The 19,371-nt window shown below is 45.1% G+C and carries 15 protein-coding genes; 5 read left to right on the top strand and 10 right to left on the bottom strand.

What is annotated here, in order from left to right; genetic code table 11:
• Window positions 1-44: 44 nt before the first annotated feature.
• Entirely contained in the window at window positions 45-836 is a 792-nt protein-coding gene (locus NYE35_RS02875) for a hypothetical protein (RefSeq protein WP_051491244.1), read from the bottom strand.
• 33 nt (window positions 837-869) lie between these two features.
• Window positions 870-3,956, bottom strand: coding sequence for a DEAD/DEAH box helicase (locus NYE35_RS02870; protein WP_036682521.1), 3,087 nt, complete (start codon window positions 3,954-3,956; stop codon window positions 870-872).
• A 463-nt stretch (window positions 3,957-4,419) separates the two neighbouring features.
• Here NYE35_RS02870 and NYE35_RS02865 point away from each other — a divergent pair, with 463 nt between their 5' ends.
• Window positions 4,420-5,184 (top strand): TspO/MBR family protein, encoded by a 765-nt coding sequence (locus NYE35_RS02865; protein WP_076146867.1) that lies wholly within the window; start codon window positions 4,420-4,422, stop codon window positions 5,182-5,184.
• A 93-nt stretch (window positions 5,185-5,277) separates the two neighbouring features.
• On the opposite strand, the gene NYE35_RS02860 is transcribed toward NYE35_RS02865, so the two are convergent.
• The 5 genes from NYE35_RS02860 to NYE35_RS02840 form a co-directional block, all read right to left on the bottom strand.
• Complete coding sequence (locus tag NYE35_RS02860; RefSeq protein ID WP_036682524.1) at window positions 5,278-5,658, bottom strand: RidA family protein; 381 nt, start codon at window positions 5,656-5,658, stop codon at window positions 5,278-5,280.
• A gap of 93 nt (window positions 5,659-5,751) precedes the next feature.
• Window positions 5,752-6,417, bottom strand: a complete 666-nt coding sequence (locus NYE35_RS02855; RefSeq protein ID WP_076103876.1) for an oxidoreductase — start codon at window positions 6,415-6,417, stop codon at window positions 5,752-5,754.
• 19 nt (window positions 6,418-6,436) lie between these two features.
• Window positions 6,437-7,711: an MFS transporter gene (locus NYE35_RS02850; protein WP_051491245.1), complete on the bottom strand. Its 1,275-nt coding sequence runs from the start codon at window positions 7,709-7,711 to the stop codon at window positions 6,437-6,439.
• Between the two features lie 95 nt (window positions 7,712-7,806).
• Window positions 7,807-9,219 carry an ATP-binding protein gene (locus NYE35_RS02845; protein WP_076103875.1) on the bottom strand — a complete coding sequence of 471 codons (1,413 nt, stop codon included), beginning with the start codon at window positions 9,217-9,219 and terminating at the stop codon, window positions 7,807-7,809.
• Window positions 9,220-9,386: 167 nt separating this feature from the next.
• On the bottom strand, window positions 9,387-9,590 hold the full coding sequence (locus NYE35_RS02840; RefSeq protein ID WP_036682530.1) for a CsbD family protein: 204 nt from the start codon (window positions 9,588-9,590) through the stop codon (window positions 9,387-9,389).
• 460 nt (window positions 9,591-10,050) lie between these two features.
• Between NYE35_RS02840 and NYE35_RS02835 the strand changes: the two genes are divergently transcribed.
• The 4 genes from NYE35_RS02835 to NYE35_RS02820 all read left to right on the top strand — a co-directional run bounded on the left by NYE35_RS02835 (window position 10,051) and on the right by NYE35_RS02820 (window position 14,565).
• The gene (locus NYE35_RS02835) at window positions 10,051-10,944 is read left to right on the top strand and encodes a hypothetical protein (protein WP_036682532.1); all 894 of its coding nucleotides are present in this window, start codon (window positions 10,051-10,053) and stop codon (window positions 10,942-10,944) included.
• A 48-nt stretch (window positions 10,945-10,992) separates the two neighbouring features.
• Window positions 10,993-12,873, top strand: a complete 1,881-nt coding sequence (locus NYE35_RS02830; RefSeq protein ID WP_036682533.1) for an FAD-dependent oxidoreductase — start codon at window positions 10,993-10,995, stop codon at window positions 12,871-12,873.
• Between the two features lie 245 nt (window positions 12,874-13,118).
• Window positions 13,119-13,568: a hypothetical protein gene (locus tag NYE35_RS02825; RefSeq protein WP_036682535.1), complete on the top strand. Its 450-nt coding sequence runs from the start codon at window positions 13,119-13,121 to the stop codon at window positions 13,566-13,568.
• Between the two features lie 16 nt (window positions 13,569-13,584).
• Complete coding sequence (locus NYE35_RS02820) at window positions 13,585-14,565, top strand: polyprenyl synthetase family protein (RefSeq protein WP_036682537.1); 981 nt, start codon at window positions 13,585-13,587, stop codon at window positions 14,563-14,565.
• A gap of 560 nt (window positions 14,566-15,125) precedes the next feature.
• Here the strand turns inward: NYE35_RS02820 and NYE35_RS02815 are convergent.
• The 3 genes from NYE35_RS02815 to NYE35_RS02805 all read right to left on the bottom strand — a co-directional run bounded on the left by NYE35_RS02815 (window position 15,126) and on the right by NYE35_RS02805 (window position 19,358).
• Window positions 15,126-16,010 carry a UbiA-like polyprenyltransferase gene (locus NYE35_RS02815; protein WP_036681005.1) on the bottom strand — a complete coding sequence of 295 codons (885 nt, stop codon included), beginning with the start codon at window positions 16,008-16,010 and terminating at the stop codon, window positions 15,126-15,128.
• Window positions 16,011-16,048: 38 nt separating this feature from the next.
• Entirely contained in the window at window positions 16,049-17,335 is a 1,287-nt protein-coding gene (locus NYE35_RS02810) for an aspartate aminotransferase family protein (protein WP_076103873.1), read from the bottom strand.
• Between the two features lie 97 nt (window positions 17,336-17,432).
• Complete coding sequence (locus NYE35_RS02805) at window positions 17,433-19,358, bottom strand: peptidase U32 family protein (protein ID WP_094902649.1); 1,926 nt, start codon at window positions 19,356-19,358, stop codon at window positions 17,433-17,435.
• Window positions 19,359-19,371: the final 13 nt, after the last annotated feature.

Genomic DNA, 19,371 nt, shown 5'->3' with positions numbered 1-19,371 from the left:
TCCTCAGATAGGATGCGGCTTCTTTACACTCCACTGCTGTTTAATTACGCCTTACTTGCTCGACGGGCAGCTGCTTCTGCTACTCGATTCATAATCAAAGTTAGGCCTTCTAGCGCCTTAGGTGTCTGAGGCAGCAAAGCTCCCCAGTCTTCCGTTACCGCTGCTACTACCGGCGATGAAGGAAATGGCCTAGCCGTAATCTCATGGAACTGCGGTCCCGGCTGGTGAAGCGAACCTTCAGCAGCCGCTTCTGCAAGCCATTCTCCAGAGGAAATTGCGGGGCCCTTGCGCTCTAGCCGTGCTAATTCCGTTGCAAGCTCACTAACTGGGGCTGCCTCTGTCTCAGAATCATCGGCAGCTATATCACTTTCAGCCCAAAGGGCAAATATTCCATCCAAGAGTTCTCCCTTAGTAAATCCTCTCAGAGAAAGCGCCAGCAGCGGTTCTTCAGCAAGTCGTTCTTTTATAAGCTGCAGAATCTCCGCCTGATCCTCTAACCCTTCACCCTCAAAGAGGGCCTGCTCCAGCTCTGTATCTGTAGGCAGAAGATCCAGTTCCGCCAGCCCACCCGTTAATCTCCCCTGCAACAATGCAAATACCTCATCCGGACTTAGCGCCAGACGCCGCAATATTTCTTTTCTACGGGCAGCATGCCATACTGGAACCTTCAGAGAGAGAGGTCGCTCCGGTCTTTGTCCCTGAGGAACAGCAGAAGTACCGACATTCCATTCACCCTTTGCCCGTGACCCTCCCGTCACTTTCCCGGGCGAAGTCGTCCATGCTGCTTTTACTAATCCAGGCACAACTTCCAGCCGCATCTCTAACAGTTCACTCATTGTTTGATCCCTCCGTATTGCTCATGTCTTTCCTTACATCCAATCCTGATCCTGCAGTTCAATAAGCTCCTTCAGTTCATGATTAGACATCTCGGTCAACCATGTTTCACCAGAACCAACAACCTGCTCCGAAAGGCTTTTCTTCCGCTCAATTAATTCGTCAATACGTTCCTCCAGCGTTCCTTGGCAAATCAGCTTATGAACTTGAACATTCTTATCCTGTCCAATTCGGAAAGCCCGGTCTGTCGCCTGATTCTCCACTGCCGGATTCCACCAGCGATCGTAATGAATAACATGATTGGCCCGGGTTAAGTTCAAACCTACTCCACCCGCTTTAAGAGATAACACGAAGAAGGATGGACCCTTGCCCTCTTGAAAATCATGCACCATCTCGTCACGCTCTCGTTTTGGAATCCCTCCGTGAAGGAACAATGGCGATGTACCATAACGCTTAGTAAGCTTGCTCACCAGCAGCTCGCCCATCGCTACGTATTGCGTAAAGATCAACACAGATTCGCCAACTTCAGCAATACTGTCCAATACCTCGAACATAACCTCCATTTTACCGGAATGTTCATTACGCGGACTCCGACCTTCTTCTTTCCGGAATAGCTGAGGATGATCGCAAATCTGCTTCAGCTTCGTCAGAGAGGATAACACCAGTCCACGGCGAGCCATACCACTGCTCTCCCCGATCACGCCGAGCATTTCATCCACAACACCCTGATACAGGGCAGCTTGGGTCTCGGTCAGCGGGCAATAAGACTTCAACTCCAGCTTCTCCGGTAAATCCTTAGAAATATCCGGATCACTCTTCAGACGCCGCAACAGGAAGGGTGATACCAAGCGATGCAGCTCCCGCAGACGCTCCCCACCCTCCCCAGACACATAACGCTGCCGGAAGGAATGATAGGTTCCTAAATAGCCCGGGTTTAAAAAGTGGAAAATAGACCATAACTCGCCAAGTCTGTTCTCTACCGGAGTACCCGTCATAGCTATGCGATGCGGCGCTGATAACTTCATCACACTCTGCGCCTGCTTCGTACGGTGATTTTTAATATATTGAGCTTCATCCAGCACCACTGTTGACCACTGAACATTAGCTAAATCCTCGCTGTCACGCCCTGCCAAGTGATAGGTCGTCAGTACGATATCATGACTGGTTGCCAGTTCTAAGAAGCTATCTCCCCGAACACGGCGTCCACCATGATGTATGTGTACATTAAGCGAAGGAGCAAAGCGCTGCAGCTCCCGCTGCCAGTTGCCAAGAAGCGAAGTTGGGCAGAGAATCAGCACAGGCTCCTGCTTCTCTTCAGGGGGAGCACTTAACGCCCGGTCCAGCAGGCAGGTGATAACCTGCACCGTTTTACCTAGACCCATATCATCGGCGAGACATACCCCAAAACCCAGACCACTGAGCTCGGCCAGCCACTGATAACCCCGCTCTTGATAAGGTCTTAAAGTTCCATGCAGACCTTCAGGTACGGGACGCACCGGAAGATTACGTAATACATCTCCGCGCATAAGCGATGCCAACAGCCCGGATGTCTCCATCCCAGTGACGGACATTCCTTTCCAGAGCCGATCTTCACCATCCTCGGCTTCTAGGCGCATCCAATCCGCGGCAGTCATTTCTCCGTTTTCATGGCGTTTCATATATCTAAGAACCTGGCGGATTTCTTTAGGATCTATCTCGATCCATTCCCCGCGGAAACGTACAAAAGGTACGCCAGCCTCTACTAATGCGTTTAGTTCTTCCTCACTAATCGCACTTTCTCCAAGCGAGGCCTCAATACGGAACGAGATCAGCTCTTCCATACCCAGAGCCGCGGGCGCAGGACTATCGCCCCCGTTCACGCCTGGCTGCATTTTCATCTTCATGCCAATGCGGCGGCGTCCTTCACGGCTCCAGCGCGAAGGCATCTGCACCGTTATTCCCCGATCGCGCAGCTGCTGCACCGTCTCCTTCAAAAAGAAATAAAGACGTTCTGGTTCCAAATCTGCCCCCGTAGGCGCAGGCTTAGCAAGAGCGCGCTGGATATCCGGCGATATCTTCGCAGCCCGGCCCAGCGCTATAAGCAGCTGCTGCTGGATATTGCGATAGCGTTTCCCCCATAACGTAAACTCTCGTTCCTTACTGCTCCAGATCGATTTGGCGGGAAACCAAAATTCCCCTTCTTCCTTATTCTCCGCCCAGAAGGTTAACCGCCAGACTTCATTATTGTCTTCTGGCGGCTCCAGCCGTAGCCCAAGACCCAGCTGCCCGCTCCGCGCTTCCTCTGGCTCTGAATGTGGCACATCGCTGCCAGCGGTCTCGTTCACAGTGACCAAAAGGTCCGTCACCTCTGCTGGAGTTCCTTGCACGGGTATATCTCGGCTTCCAGTGAGAAGGCTATTCCACCACAGTTCAGTTAAAGGAGAATAACCCCGGCGATAATTCGCTTTATAAGGGGTTAACTCACTTTCAATGCCCGCAATTACCTTTTTTATCTCAGCAGTCATTACAGCCTGCATAAAGGAGTAAAGCACATAAGCTCCAGCCTCATCGCGAGAGGATAGATCCCCTGCCTCTGCGATATGCGTTCCTAGTGCAAGAACAGGCATGGATGCTGCCAGCTGCAGAAAGATCTCTTTGTCCTCCTGCTTTCGGAAAGCTGGCGACCAGCAGACTGTCGCCGCCTGTTCTCCGCCGCGGCGACGTGAGCCCACGGGGCGTGGTGGCAAGGCTCCCGGCGTAATCCCGCCTGTACCCATCAGCTCCAGCGCAAAACGTGCCGCTGCTGCCCAGTAACGCAGTTCGCCACCTGGCTCCACTCCCTGATCTCGGCATAACGTCTCATCCCATGCCAGAAGCAGTTGAAATGCATCGCTAGGAACCAAGGCGAGCCCTTCGAACGTTCGTCCGGGCAATCCGCGCCGGGCTGGCTTCCCCTCTACAGGGGGAGCCGGATATTTCACTTCTGCCAGACGCAGAGCAGCAGTTGCAAAAGGACGCACTCCTCCCTGTAGCTCCATCCGCTTCACTACGCGAGTCCAAGCGTCAACCTTCGGCTCCGAAGTTTCGCCAGAGAAGCAAAATAAAACGTCCCCTAACCATATTGCATACAGATGCTTAGTCATCGGTGATCTCCTGTCTTTTAAGCAAGCAAAAAAAGAACCAGCCCCTCACCATCAGGAAGGGTAACTGCAACCTTTTCCGCGAGAAATAAATTTTGAAGCTATACAAGTAGAAGCCGCCTCTTCCTCTTTTAGAGAGGGGATGCGCTCCTGCGGTAAATATAAGGATAAAGAACTAGGACAAAACTTATATTTTCTTGAATCTTCATCTCTTCATCTTATACGAAAAAGCGCTGATTTAAAAACATTTCTGCATATTTTCTGTAGATTTTTATGAAATAAAGTTGAAGGATATAGAAACACCCAGTAATTTGATTCATTTAAAATACCCCGCACTACTGCCCTGCTATCCAAGAATGTTATGACTCACTAGTCACTTCTTTTCTTTTTATAGTCTTAATTGTGCCAAAAAGGGGTATATTCTAAATAAGCAACACCCTATTAAAAAAGCTAGGGAGTGAATTATTTGAGACGTTATAATCCTTATAAATGGTGGAACCTCGTATTCTTTGTGGGTGTAATTATCGTAAATGTGCTGGCGGTAACCTTGCCTTTGGGCGGAAACAGTACAGGAGAGATCTCTGACAAATATAAGACTTACATGACTCCTGCTGGCTATGCCTTCTCCATTTGGTCGCTGATTTATTTATTGTTAGCCGGTTTCGTTATTTATCAATTCCGCTCCTATACAAGCTCTAGGGATTCTGTACGAGTTATTTCGTTCTGGTTTATCCTGAGCTGTGTTTTTAATATGAGCTGGCTTTTCCTCTGGCAGTATCTATACATCGAGCTTTCATTGATTGCCATGGTGTTAATGTTAATTTCAATCATTGTTATCTATCGCAAATCGCGCCAGATCGCAAATCCTACTTCAGGTGAGAAATGGTTGATCAAGCTACCCTTTAGTATATACCTTGGCTGGATCTCTGTGGCTACTATCGTGAATGTTAGCGTTGTTCTAGAGAAAAATCATTGGGATGGATTTGGACTTAGCGGGATAACCTGGGCTGTGATCATGCTCTGCGTGGGGACACTGCTTGCGGTGTTAGTCAGCTATCCTAACCGAGACAGCATCTATCCTCTGGTCTTCGTATGGGCTTTCATCGCGATTGCCCTGGAACATAGAGAGGCTAATGCAGTCTTTGTGACGGGCACAATAACGGCAGGTCTTCTGCTGCTCTACAGCATTTGGCTATTGCTCACACCCCGCAGAAGATACAGCAGATACTGATTGTCCTTTTGATATTATAAAAAGGCAGGCTCAGAAGGTGATCCTTTTGAGCCTGCCTTTTTTGTAGATTAATTTAGAAGTGCGAAATCATATTTATTTTTTACGCGCTACCGCTTCGATCTCAACAAGGCCATCTTTTGGCAGACGGGCAACCTCAATGGCACTGCGGGCAGGATAAGGTTCTTTAAAGAAGGTGCTGTAAACCTCATTAACTGCTGCAAAATCATTCATATCCTTTAGGAATACAGTGGTCTTCACTACATGATCCAGTGATGCACCAGCCTCCTCAAGAATAGCTTGTACATTGCTAAGTGCTTGACGAGCTTGTTCCTGAACGCCTTCAGCCAAATTCCCTGTCTCTGGATTAAGGCCCAGCTGTCCTGAAGTGTATACCCAACTACCGGTGGTAATGGCTTGACTATAAGGACCAATGGCTCCAGGTGCTTTTGTAGTAGCTACTTGTTTTTTACTCATCTTGTTACCCCTCTCCATTAAACGCTGATCATTTATTGTCCATTGTAAGTCCTGTTCTCACCGTAATGCAAATTTATTAGCAGCCCGAAAAACTTATCGTTTTCCAATCACATGTATTACTTCATTCGTGTAGATATGCAAACCATGCGTGTCAGCAGAGGCAATGTTAACCATAGCTCTCGCCACAGTTACACCAGGTATGGCACGATATTTAGCCGCTTTGCCAACCATTACAAACTCCAGTGCTTTCATCAATCTAGCCGCGACGCGTTCTCCCAGTCTGAATTCCTCACGATGACCCAGCAGCAAGGAAGGCCGAAACAAATGCAGCCCTTGAAAACCGATATTGCTTAACGCTTCCTCTGCTCTACCCTTAGTCCGACTGTAGAAATTGCGCGATTTGGCATCTGCCCCCATGGATGAAACAACCAAGAACTGTTTAACACCGTGATCTCTCGCAATAGCAGCAGCTGCAAGCGGATAATCCAGATCGACACGTTCGAACTGCTCTTGTGAGCCTGCCTTCTTGATCGTAGTCCCGAGGCAACAGAAGATGGAATGAACGCCTTCGAACGAATCGCTATACTCCGCCAGGTTCTCCCAATCCACAACGATTTGCTTAAGCTTGGGATGTTCTAAAGCTAATGGAGTCCGTACAAGCACTCTCACCTCACCCCAACCTTCATGATTCAGCAATTCCTCCGTAACCGCTTTCCCTACTAATCCAGTAGCTCCTAATACCAACGCAATCCTTAACATGGAATAGTCCCCTTTACTTCTATTCGTCCTTTAGAATACGACGGCCCAGCAGGAATGCAAGAGCGATCATAAGCGTTCCCACTACCAACTGCATACCGTATACTTGGGTCCATTGCGGCCAGTGCGCAATTTTTTCATACAACTGTCCCCCGATAAGCGGACCAAAAAAGGATGATAAACCCGTAAGCGCCGCATAGGTCGCCATATACATAGGCCGTTCTTTTTTCGGCGTGTCTCCAATAATAAAATTAAACGCCAGCTGGTTGAAACCGCCTACACCTACACCAAAAACAATATGAGCGGCAAACAACACCAACAGCATCGGCAACACAGACAAGAGTCCCCACATTAAAGAGGACAAGGCAATAATCGGCAACGTAAAGAACAACAGACGTTTATTGCTATATTTTGCATTTAGATTGCCCCAAACGTAGAAACTGGCCATCATAAAAAGAGTCTGGGACACATTAAGCAGTGATAACGTTTCATAATTTATATGAAGTAACTGCAACATGACATACGAGTATAGCGGAACAGTTAGATTCTGCAGCAGCAACCAGGCGGCCAGAAACAAAGTAGACTTCATAAATAAAGTATCTTTAAGCGGTTTCTTAAACATCGGCAAAAATTTATGTTCTTCCGATTTCTCGAAAGGCACGTCGGGATAAAAAAAGAATACAACGACGTTAGAGATCGCGAAGATCCACACAACAATATAAAGAATCAGAAAGCCATGGCTCCCGGGATAACGATCCAAAACGATACCCCCACCATACATTACCAGACTACCGAGTGCATTCAGGAACGTATTACGAATCCCAAAATAACGTCCACGTACACGTGCTGGAACAAGATCGCTGATCACAGAGCTCCACAGCACACCACCCGCCGTATTGGCAATAAATGCAGTAGTATATAAGGCTATAAAAGCCATGACCCAATACTCTTTAGGAAAAATAAACGGAATTAGCCCCGTAGAACTCCAAAGTATCCTATGCAGGCCGATAAAAGTAACCATAGCCCATTTGCGGCTTGGCAGCTTCTGAATCAAAAAAGCTACCCCGATCTGCATCACATTAACCAAGGTGGTAAGCGCTAGCACAAATCCAATTTGACTTGAAGTGGCTCCTAAATATAGTAGGAATCCTGTTAGAAACTGCCCTTGCAGCAGTACCTGGAAAATGGTCGATGGCACACCTTCCCAGGTAGCAATGCGCAAATTTCTGCGATGTACTGAGGTTTTACGGACACGCTTTGAACTAGTAACTGTGTGCTTAGTTTCCATGTTGTTCATAGAGAGGGGTAACACTCCTTTGATGCGGCATTTGCTTCATTCTACTCCGCATCAATCTACTGTCAATACGCCAAATTAACAAATAATATTGGAGCTTACTCTTCTATGATTTCGAGGGGTAAATAAAGCGAAAAACGGCTCCCTTTACCTTCCTCACTTTCTAAAGTAATGAAACCTCCGAGCAGTCTGGCCAAATCATTACTAATAGAAAGCCCTAATCCTGTTCCGCCATATTTTCGACTAATTGTTCGATCCGCCTGTTGGAAGGCTTCAAAGATCATGGCATGCTTCTCTGGTGCAATACCAATACCGCTATCTTCTACCTCAAATACAATCCAATGCTTCACAATAGCTCTTTCCCCACGTTCCTCTTGACGAATACGGAGTGCGACATGGCCAGACTTTGTAAATTTAAAAGCATTAGAAAGCAAATTGCGCAGGATTTGCTGAATCCGCTGCGGGTCGGAATGAATCATTTGTGGAACATTTTTTTCCATATCAATATTAAATTCCAGTTCTTTTTGTTTCGCTGTCACAGCGAACTGCATAGCCAGAATCTCTGGAATCTCACTAACACTTAAATCTTCATTAATAATATCTAATCGACCTGCTTCCACTTTGGACAGATCTAATATATCGCCAATAATCATCAATAATTCTTCACCAGAACGGCGGATAATAGCTGCATACTCCCTCATTTCTGCTTCCGTAAGAGAATTATCATTGTCTTCAATTAATTGCGATAAATTAATAATGCTATTCAATGGCGTTCTAAGCTCATGAGACATATTTGCCAGAAATTCGGATTTAAATTGCGAAGCCATCATTAACTGATCGGCACGCTCTTCAAGCTCAATCTTATTCTTATGCAGCTCCTCCGTCTGGGCAGACAGCTGTTCATTAGCACGCTCAATCTGTCCATTCCGCAAGAGACCCAATTGAAAGTCACGGATAATTAAGGAGAATAGAACACTTAGAATCAATCCGGCAGGGAAAGTAATCGGCATAATCTCTTTTATGTACTCTGGGGCGGGGATCACACCAAACACCATAATGTTGATTGCGTTCATTACATTTATGACTAGAATCACGATCAAACCTTTGTTCACCATACATAAGTTAGATCGTCTGACCCAGTAGCTAAGCGCAGCACAAACAAATCCTAGAATGGACAGATTAATGGTTCCGGCCATCGCCGCCTCATTTATTCCAAAAGTTAACCGTGTAAGACCTGTTCCTATACCGATCAAAACAAGAATGAAAGGATGCGGATAAGCCAGCGTTGATATAATAAGTGGCACAAAACGTAAATCAAAAATCACATGCTCACCCAGCCTATATCCAAAAAGAGTACTAATCCACCCGGCAAAAATGGCCAGTAATACCCAGCTTACCTTCTTTATTCCTACACTTGCATTTGAAATGGTGTTTTTATATATAAGATTAGCCAAATAGGCTACAGCTATTAGCATTGCGGTGTTTCCAAAAAATATTTTAAGATAACCCATAGATTCACTCCCACCTCGGCAAAATAAATTACAACTTTCATCTCATAATACTACCATACTAAAGCCCCATTCGATAACTAACGCCCATGGACGCAGAAGAAGAGCGCAAATCAGATGCGATTTGCGCTCTTCTTCTGGAATTTTATATTAACGTCATTAGTAATGAATTAATCGCGGTAGGAACGTCCCCAGGTTTGGTACTCTTTCTCCGCGTCTTCTTTCGTATGTCCATAACGTTCTTGTAGTTTACCTACTAATTTATCTTTTTCACCGTCAATTACGTCAAGATCATCATCTGTAAGCTTGCCCCATTGCTTCTTGGCCTCGCCTTTGAGCTGTTTCCATTTTCCTTTAAATACATTGTTGTCCATTATAAGCTCATCTCCTTAGCTGAATTAATTAGGGTAGGATTGTTATCCCGTGTTACCTTTACTTACCCTTCCCCATTCGCTATGAATCTTTCCACATTTCAAGACATTAGCAAATTAAGTCGTATTCTGTCACATATATTTTTAAATATATGTATTCAAATCTTTTAAAATTTGATATAATCCAGATATAAATTAAATATTTAATTTTTTAAGTGATTTATTTCACAATTGTTTTCCTAGTCCATGTGCTAGAATGCCATCGGAGATAAAACAACATCATTAAATTTTTTCCTAATGTATGCCGATATAAGTCAAGATACTGTTACAAATGGGTAATAACGCATGAGATTAAAGTGACAAATATCATTTATAAAGTGATTTTTATCACTTCGCTCGACTATTAAAATGTTTTACATTTTAATATATATATTTTAAACTATATTTTTGGAGGTCATTTGAAATGAAAAAAGCTTCTGTTATCTTGTCGAGCGCACTTATCCTTGGATTGCTCGCAGGTTGTGGTAACAACACAGACAACGCCGCAGCCCCTACTAACGCACCAGCTGAAACAACTGCTCCTGCAACAAATTCCGGTAACGCTGGAACTGAAGCTGGACAGTACAAAGACGGAGTTTACTACGGTACTGCTGACGTTGATGCTAAAACTGGCTGGCAATATTTCGCACTCTTAACTGTAGAAGGTGGAAAGATCACTAAAGCTGACTGGGATGCCTTTAACGTTAACACTGCAGGCGACCTGAAGAAAAAAGTTTCCGAAGATGGTAAATATGGCATGAAAGCTGGCGGTGCTTCTTCTGAATGGCACGAGCAAGCAGCTAAAGCTGAAGAATTCCTGATCGAAAAACAAGATCCAGCAGCTATAACTTTTGATGCTGAAGGGAAAACTGATGCCATCTCTGGTGTATCCGTACACGTATCTGACTTTGTAAAAGCTGCTCAAGCTGCTCTTGCTGCTGGTCCAGTAGAAGCTGGTCAATATAAAGACGGAGGCTACCATGCTGAAGGCGAAATGGACGCTGAATCCGGTTGGAAATCCACTGTTGACCTGACTGTTGCTAACGGTAATGTTGTAGCTGTTAAATTCAGTGGTTTGAATGCTGCTGGCGATGACAAGAAGCAATTCTCCGTTGATGGTAAATATGGTATGAAAGCTGGCGGCGCTTCTGCTGAATGGCATGAAGAAATCGCTTTGGCTGAAAAATACTTCCTTGAAAACAAAGGTGTTGCTCCAACGCTTGATGCTGAAGGCAAAACTGATGCAATTTCCGGCGTGAGTATTCATGTTGGTGAATATTTTACACTTGCAGAAAAAGCACTCGAAGGCGCGAAATAATTTCGCAGGACCTTCTGCAGCTAATCAGACGAATGAGGTGAATTTCTCTTGAAGAAAATAGTCATTTTGGGCGGCGGCTACGGCGGCGTACTCACGGCTAAAAAACTGGCAAAGAAATTTAAGAAAAACAAAGATGTTGAAATTACACTGATCGACCGGAATCCATATCACACTCTATTGACTGAGCTGCATGAGGTTGCCGCGAACCGTGCTCCAGAGGATTCAATCAAGATCGATCTTAAGAAGATTTTTGCGGGCCTTAAAGTAGATGTTGTTCTTGATGAGATCAGCAATATCGATTTCAAAAGCAGAAAACTTAAATCGGATAAAGCTACCTACGCTTACGATTACCTTGTAATCGGCACAGGTAGCAAACCAACCTTCTTCGGCATTCCAGGCGCAGAAGAAAACACCTTCTCCTTCTGGTCTTACGATGATGCGGTAGCATTGAAACGTCAAATCCGCGATATGTATACCAAAGCGGCTATGGAGAAAAATCCAGCTGTACGTCGTGCTATGCTAACCTTCGTTATTATCGGTGCCGGCTTTACTGGTGTCGAGCTAGTTGGTGAAATGGCTGAACAACGCGAGGAATTATGCAAGGAGTTCTTTATCGACCCATCCGAAGTAAGACTGATTGTGGCTGATATGGCTCCGAAGATTCTGCCTATCCTTCCAGATAAGCTGATTCAAAAAGCTGAAGCTCGCCTTCGTAAGCTGAACGTAGAAATCGTGACTGGCGCTAAAATCACCGAAGTAGGCAATGGTAGTGTTGCACTTGGTGAGAAAAACGTTGTCGATTCCCAAACAATTGTTTGGACTGCTGGTGTTGAAGGCTCCGAAATCGTTGGTGGACTTGAAGTACAACAACAAGGCCGCAAACGGATTGTTACGAATGAGAACCTGGAAAGTGTAGATCATAAGAACGTTTACGTAGTAGGGGACAACATTTTCTACATTCCTGAAGGTGAAACTCGTCCTGTACCACAAATGGTTGAGAACGCTGAACAAGCAGCTCCGATTGTTGCTGGCAACATTGCCGCTGACATTCAGAACACTGCTAAAAAAGCTTACAAACCAGGTTTCCACGGTACAATGGTCTCCATTGGTAGCCGCTACGGTGTAGCAAACGTTGGTCTGCCAGGTAAGTTCTTTATGCTTACTGGATTCATGGCAATGCTATCCAAACACTTTATTAATATGTTCTACCTGTCTCAGGTTGTCGGATTCAATAAAGTATGGACATATATGATGCATGAGTTCTTCCATGTTGAGAACCGCAAGAGCTTCTTGGGTGGTCACTTCTCCAAACGTTCACCTAATTTCTGGCTCGTACCACTTCGTGTTCTACTTGGTGGTATGTGGTTATACGAAGGTATTGAGAAGATCCAAAAGATTTGGAAAGATCCAGATAAGATTTTCTTGATTCCAGCTGCTCCTTTTGCAACGGATGCTTCATCAGCAGCCAGTGTTGCAGTAGATGCAGTTAAAGACACCGTAGATGCACAATCTGCAGCTTCAGCAGTATCCACTGCAAAAGAAGCTGTTGAAGCGTTGCCTGTACCTAACTTCGTATACAACATTACAAACTGGTTCATGGATTTGATGTTCTACAACAACGACGGAAGTTACACTTTCCTCGCGAAATGGTTCCAAATCGGTATGGTATGTGCAGAAATCGTCTTCGGTATTATGCTCATCGTTGGTCTCTTCACTGCACTCGCTTCTATAGCGACTGTCGCCATGTCGGTCATGATTTGGTCAACCAAAATGGCATCGACAGAAATGTTATGGTACGTTGCTGCTGGTATTGCCTGCATCGGCGGATCAGGAAGCACACTTGGTCTAGACTATTATGTACTTCCTTGGCTTAAGAAACAGTGGAAGAGAATTCCGCTCGTCAGACGATGGTATCTATACACCGACTGATAATAAAACCCTGAATTAGTGTAATTTATCATATAGAACATATGTGCAAATTGTATTTTATTAGGGTTAAATATGGATATACTTCAGAGTAATGTGTCCCTAGGACACATTACTCTCCTTATTTACAAGAAGAAAATAACCTTCCTAATCCTAGGAAATGGTGGTTTTTTCTTGAATGAATGGTTTTGTAGGGATGATCGGGGTATGGTTTCTTCCGGCAAAACCGACAAGAAGGAGAGAATCTTGTGAACAAACAACTCATAGAAGATACCCTCCGGTTGTTGCATACTGAAATGTCACCTATTGCCGGAATTGAGCTTCAGCCCTCTCCGGCTGCATGTGAACAGTTAATCTCGGTACTGGAACGCCATGATCTGGAATACAGCCGCAAAGTCAATTTGCTGGGTATTTACACTATTCTCACTTTGGCAGCAGAGCGCCATATGGAATGTATCCCACATCATCCCGACCTTACACGCAACATTTTGGATGGAGATTATTTGTATAGCTTTTACCTGCAGTTTGCGGTGAAATGCCGTGAGCTCGACTTAGTTGCTTATCTAGCTCCTTCGATCAAAAAAATGCAGATTAGACGGTCAAATGGAGACTTCGCGGAACATGATCCAGCTACTGGAATCGAAGAGTTCTTGATCCAAGAGTGCAGACAGCGTAATCGCACAAGCAAAGCCATTTGACAGGTGGGATCCATAAATGAAGCTGCATGAGGCCTTAAATATAGACATAAATGAAATCAACCGCGAAATCGTAAACCTTGTGGCGCGTGATAAAGATGTACCTAAGAAATCTCAGCTCGCGCAAAGTGTTCTAGAGCTTATAAATTCCGGTGGTAAACGCCTTCGTCCCCTCATGGTCATTGTTGGCAGTCGGTTTGGCCGTAAGGATACCGGCCGCAGAGCGCTTCAATTAGCTGCTGCTGCTGAATTTATTCATGCCGCCTCATTAATTCATGATGATATCATTGACCGTTCAGAGTTACGGCGGGGCGTACCCGCCTTACATATTAAGACGGGTACATTGTCAGCAGTACATGTTGGTAATTACATGTCCGCTCGGGTCATCGAGCTGCTGAGCAAATATACAGGAGATAAAAACAGATACGTTCATGACTTATCCTCTGTAGCCACCGCTCAGCTGTGCCTGGGTGAATATCAGCAAATGGAACATGCTTTTGATTATGAAATTACAATGGATCAGTATTTGGAGAAATCCTTAAACAAAACCGCTCTTCTTATGGCAACCTGCTTACGGGTTGGTGCTTTGTCCACTGAAAGCACCGAAGAAGTTGCCAATCTCCTTTATAATTTTGGAGAAGCCTTAGGGATGTCCTTTCAGATACAAGATGACTTGCTAGATTTCACACAGTCCGCCGATGTCCTAGGCAAACCTGCCGGTAGCGACCTGCGACATGGTCAGGTCACCCTGCCAGTGCTGTACGCCTTGCAGGACCCTAAGCTCTCGCCTGTGATCCGTGCAATCGGCCCGGATTCTTCCGACGCTGAAGTAGCACATGTGCTCACCCTAATTAACAATAGCGATGCCCTCGCTCGCGCTGAACGGGTCAGCCAGAACTATCTGGATAAAGCTGCAGCTATTGTGCAGCAGCTCTCCTCCTACCCGGCACATGCTGATCTGGAAACGTTGCTGCAATATTTTGCGGACCGTGATCGCTAAAGCGTACGTTCTAATACAAATAAAAACGGATACCTCCCATTCACTTGGGGGTATCCGTTTTTTTGATTTAAACACATCATTTCATTGATCTTGTCGCAAATTCAAACCGATATTTTTCCGCTTCAACAAGACAAGCTAACACGCAAACGCAGCGTAGCGCACATGAGCTAATTTAGTCATTCTACTCCATCGGATATAATTAGGGAAAACCTCCCTAAAATTAGCTACTAATCGCTCGAAAACTACGATATTAGGGAAAACCTCCCTAATAAAGTCCACTTTAGCATGCTTTTAAGAGTAACCAGCTATATTTCAGGGAGAAATTCCCTAAAACAGAGTTTAAAGATAATAAACGCAATAAGATTAGGGAGGTTTTCCCTAATCTTTGCATTTAGCTTCCCCCTTACAGAGCGGGGAGCGAGTTAACACAAAAAAGGAAAGCTAGCGTAGCCAGCTTTCCGATTCCTTTGCCTACCCCTTTTGGGTAGGCTATTGTCTTTTATTGTTAGTTTGCGGGCAATGCGCCAATGTCAGCCAGCCGGCTCACCAAAGCCAGCTCCCTAACTAACATAGAAAAAATCAATCAGCGTACACAATAATATCACTATGCTGATTACCTGATTTAGATTATAAGAAGCCACCTTCATCAGCTTACGATTCGAAGGTTTTATAATCTTATGCTCGGTCATCAGGAGCAATGTAGCGATGCCAATCCCAACCAGATACATCCAGCCGAGATCCTGCCATACGTATAGGAATAATAGCAGCATAATCATAATGAAATGTAGACCTTTGGCGATACGCAGCGCATTCTCTAATCCAAAGAAGCTCGGAATAGACCATAACCCATGCCGCCGGTCAAATTCAATGTCCTGAGTGCCGTAGATAATATCAAATCCGGCAATCCAGAGCATAACTACCGTTCCGATCACAAACGGTGTAAATGCGATATTTCCGGTTACGGCAAACCATGCACCAATCGGCGCGGAAGCAATGACAAAGCCTAAATATAAATGGCTGAGAAAGGTGAAACGTTTTGTATAAGAATAAGTCGATATCAATACGATTGCTACCGGCGATAAGAGCAGGCAGAGCAAGTTCAGCATGCCTGAAGCCACAATAAAGATGGCATAATTGACAATAACAAAGACAACCACTTCTTTTTCTGCCAGTAACCGTTGTGGCAAATGCCTATGTGCCGTACGAGGATTCTGTTCATCAAACGTACGGTCTGCCAGCCGATTGAATGCATTAGCGCCATTACGGGCACCGATCAATGCAATCAGACCCCAGATCATTACATGCCCTGATGGCCAGCCCCCAGCGGCCCACACCATAGAGATAATGGCAAACGGCAGCGAAAAAAGTGTATGAGAGAACATCACCAGTTCACTGAACATTTTCAGCTTTAGGCCTGCAGTTTTAAAAATGTTTAGAATAGCCATTCGTTTTCCTCTTTCTTCGCTACTTGAAATTCATTGTATTAGACATTAAGCTCCGCAAGGACTTCATTCAGGTTGTTAAGCAGCCCGTCGATATCCTCTTCCGTAATAATCATCGGCGGTTGAAAGGCTAGTACGTTGCGTCCTATGCCATTTTTGCCGATCAGGTATCCTCTGTCTTTCATCGCTTCCAGCACTTGATCTGTAAGCGCCGCAGAGCCTTCAGCATTCTCACCAGCAAGCTCCGCTCCCAACATAAGCCCAATTCCCCGGACATCCACAATAAGCGAAGGATAACGCTCTTGAAGGGTCTTTAGCCCTGCTTTCAATTGTTCTCCGAGCAGCACTGAGCGTTCAGGAAGCCGTTCATCGCGAATATAATCAAGCACAGCCAGTGCTGTTGCAGCAGATACCGGATTGCCTCCAAAGGTTGAAGCCGACGGACGGTTCAGCGCAAGTGCAATCTCATCCGTTGTCGCAAAAGCCGCAACCGGAATTCCATTCCCCAGTGCCTTAGCCATACTTATAATATCGGGCACTACGTCAAAATGCTCCATAGCAAATATTTTGCCTGTACGACCAAATCCAGTTTGAATTTCATCAGCGATCAGAAGTACGCCGTATCTCTCCAGCAACATTTTGACCTCACTGAAGTAGGTTGGCGTTGGCATAATCATACCACCATTGCCTTGGATTGGCTCTACGATCATTGCAGCGATAGTATTCCCCTTCTCCTCAAGCACTCGCTCCAGAGATTCCAGGGAGAGTGCAGCGGCTTCCTCCAGAGATAGTTCTGGATGATATGGGCGAGGAATAAACTCAACGTCATGATCCAAGTATTTATCGGTACGCCACATCGGCAGTCCTGTCACACTCATAGTTAGATTGGTACGGCCGTGTAGACCACTCTCCAATGCAATGAACCCCTTACGTCCTGTATACATCCGGGCGAGCAGCAACGCCCCTTCATTAGCCTCTGAGCCGCTGTTCACGAAGAAGGTTCGGCGTAGACCGCCTGGCATAACCTCTTCCAGACGTTCAGCCAAATCCACATTTGGCTGAGTTAAATAGATCGTAGACGTATGCTGCAGCTGCTGCAATTGCTCAATCGTACGTCCAGTTATGGCTGGATTGCAGTGCCCACAAGCGACTACAGATACACCTGCGAAGAAATCTGTATATTGTTTGCCATTTTCATCATACACAAACTGCATCGAACCTCGCACAAGCTGAGGCGCATCGCGGTAAAAATGCTGTGTACACGGATAGAAATATTGCTTACGCTTCGCCGCTACGGCTTCTCTTCCGATGAATTCTTGCTGTTCCATGATTGATTCCCTCTCTTCTTGTGAAAATAGTAACTTATTGATAGAGTACTGTGCATTCTTCTTACTAGCAGACGATATTTTGTCCCAAAAAATAGAATTAGTTAAATTGCAGCGAACCTAGAGTATAACCCGCATAAATGGGCTCAAGACCACCTAGCATGTCATCTTTCACTTCAGTACGATTCATAGCTTGTTGATAAGAAATTATAATTTCACGCAACTGCTGAGCACTATACGTCGCTCCTTCAATACGGAAGCTAGATATGCCTAGATCAATCATCTCACCAAGTAACGGTAAATAGCAGAGCTCTTTTGCGAACAAAAGATGGCAACGGCCGTGCTGATCACGATATACCGGATTTTCACCTTTGTCTGTTTTTAGAACCAATACATTATTGTGCACATATTGATTATCCTCTTCAGCGATAGGTTCCATTACTTCAGTATTCTCATAAAGATCATGTTCCATATACATTAGTGCAGGTGTACCATGTACAACAACTTCCAAAGGCGTGTCACAACGTGAGGCAAAGGTAGCAAAGTGCTCCAGCGTCATTTCCGGTGAAACCGAAAGCTGAGTCAAACCTAATTTTGCATATAATTGGGCGGAAAGATGATTGTAGACATTTAAACTACCATCTCCAATTAACGGATAACCTGTAGAGCTGTATCTGCGAATCGCTCCCAAATTAGTAACGATTATACCGTCGATCGGCAAGCGTTCTCCACCAAGCAATTGATCATATTGATCGAAATGCAGCTCGGTCATCATGCGTGGCAACCCTAAATATATTTTGCTATCGCCTTTTAGTTCACCAAGTTCCTTAATATCACGTTTTGTAAAAGGTCTGTCCGGTTCAAATACATCGCCCGGCAAATACAGACTATCCACACCCAGTTCCAATACTACGCGCGCCTGTTCCACATTATTCACACGTACAGCCAGCTTCGCTTTTGTTGTCTTAGGCTTCTTTTCTTGCGCCAAACGTTCCCGCAATTCCTCTACACGTTTTTCAGATAGCTCACGTTCTGCGGTTGGTGTGCTAAATACTTTTCCAGTGCTATAGAATTTGCCCGTACCTTCATAACGACGGTTGATATTAGCTAACCCTGGTTTACCAAAAGCATAAGCTGTCGAAAAGTCGCGCTTGCGGTTGTTGTACAGTTCTTTGGTATCAACCGTACGATCAAAACCAATCGGATCATCGATATATCGGTCAATGGCTTCGCCGTAGCTATTCGCCAGCATCACCATAAATTCCTTATCACGCATACGGCCCTCAATTTTAAAAGAAGTAATGCCTGATTCAATCAATTCCGGAAGATGCTCATACATAAACATATCTTTGACAGCCAGTGGATATTCAGCAGGATATACATATCCGTCTTTTTTAACCCGATAATCCCAGCGGCAAGGCTTCATACATTTCCCCCGGTTGCTGCTCATACCAAAAACATGGGAACTAAAGTAACAATTTGCACCATGCACAGAGCACATATCTCCATGAATAAAATATTCCAGCTCCATGCCACTCCGCTGACCAAGCAGCTTAGCTGTCTGCAGATCCATTTCCCGCGAGGTAACTACACGAGTTACACCCAGATCACGCAGCGCATAGATCATCTCCAGGTTGTGAACATTCATCATTACTGAAGAGTGAATAGGAAGGTTAAGCTCCATCTCCCGAATAAGCTCCAATACTGCCATATCCTGAACAATCAAGGCATCCGGCCGAGCACTATCAAGAAAACGCAGGTATTCTCTAGCTTCTTCCACATCTTCCTCACTAAAAAGATTATTCACAGTGATATACACTTTTTTGTCTAGACGGTGTGCGATATCAAGTGCCTCTACGATCTCTTCATGAGTAAGATTATAACCTTTGCGCATCATTCTCATATTCAATACAGGTCCACCAAAATAAACTGCATCACACCGTGATTGGATCACTTCCTTGAAAATCTCAAACGTTCCTGCGGGTGCGAGTAATTCAATTTCTCTACCGTTAAAATAACGTGCCATTCAAGTTCCCTCC

Source organism: Paenibacillus sp. FSL L8-0494 (genome assembly GCF_038003695.1).
Taxonomy (GTDB): Bacteria; Bacillota; Bacilli; order Paenibacillales; family Paenibacillaceae; genus Paenibacillus_AQ; species Paenibacillus_AQ odorifer.
This window is presented reverse-complemented; position numbering and strand designations above follow the sequence as displayed.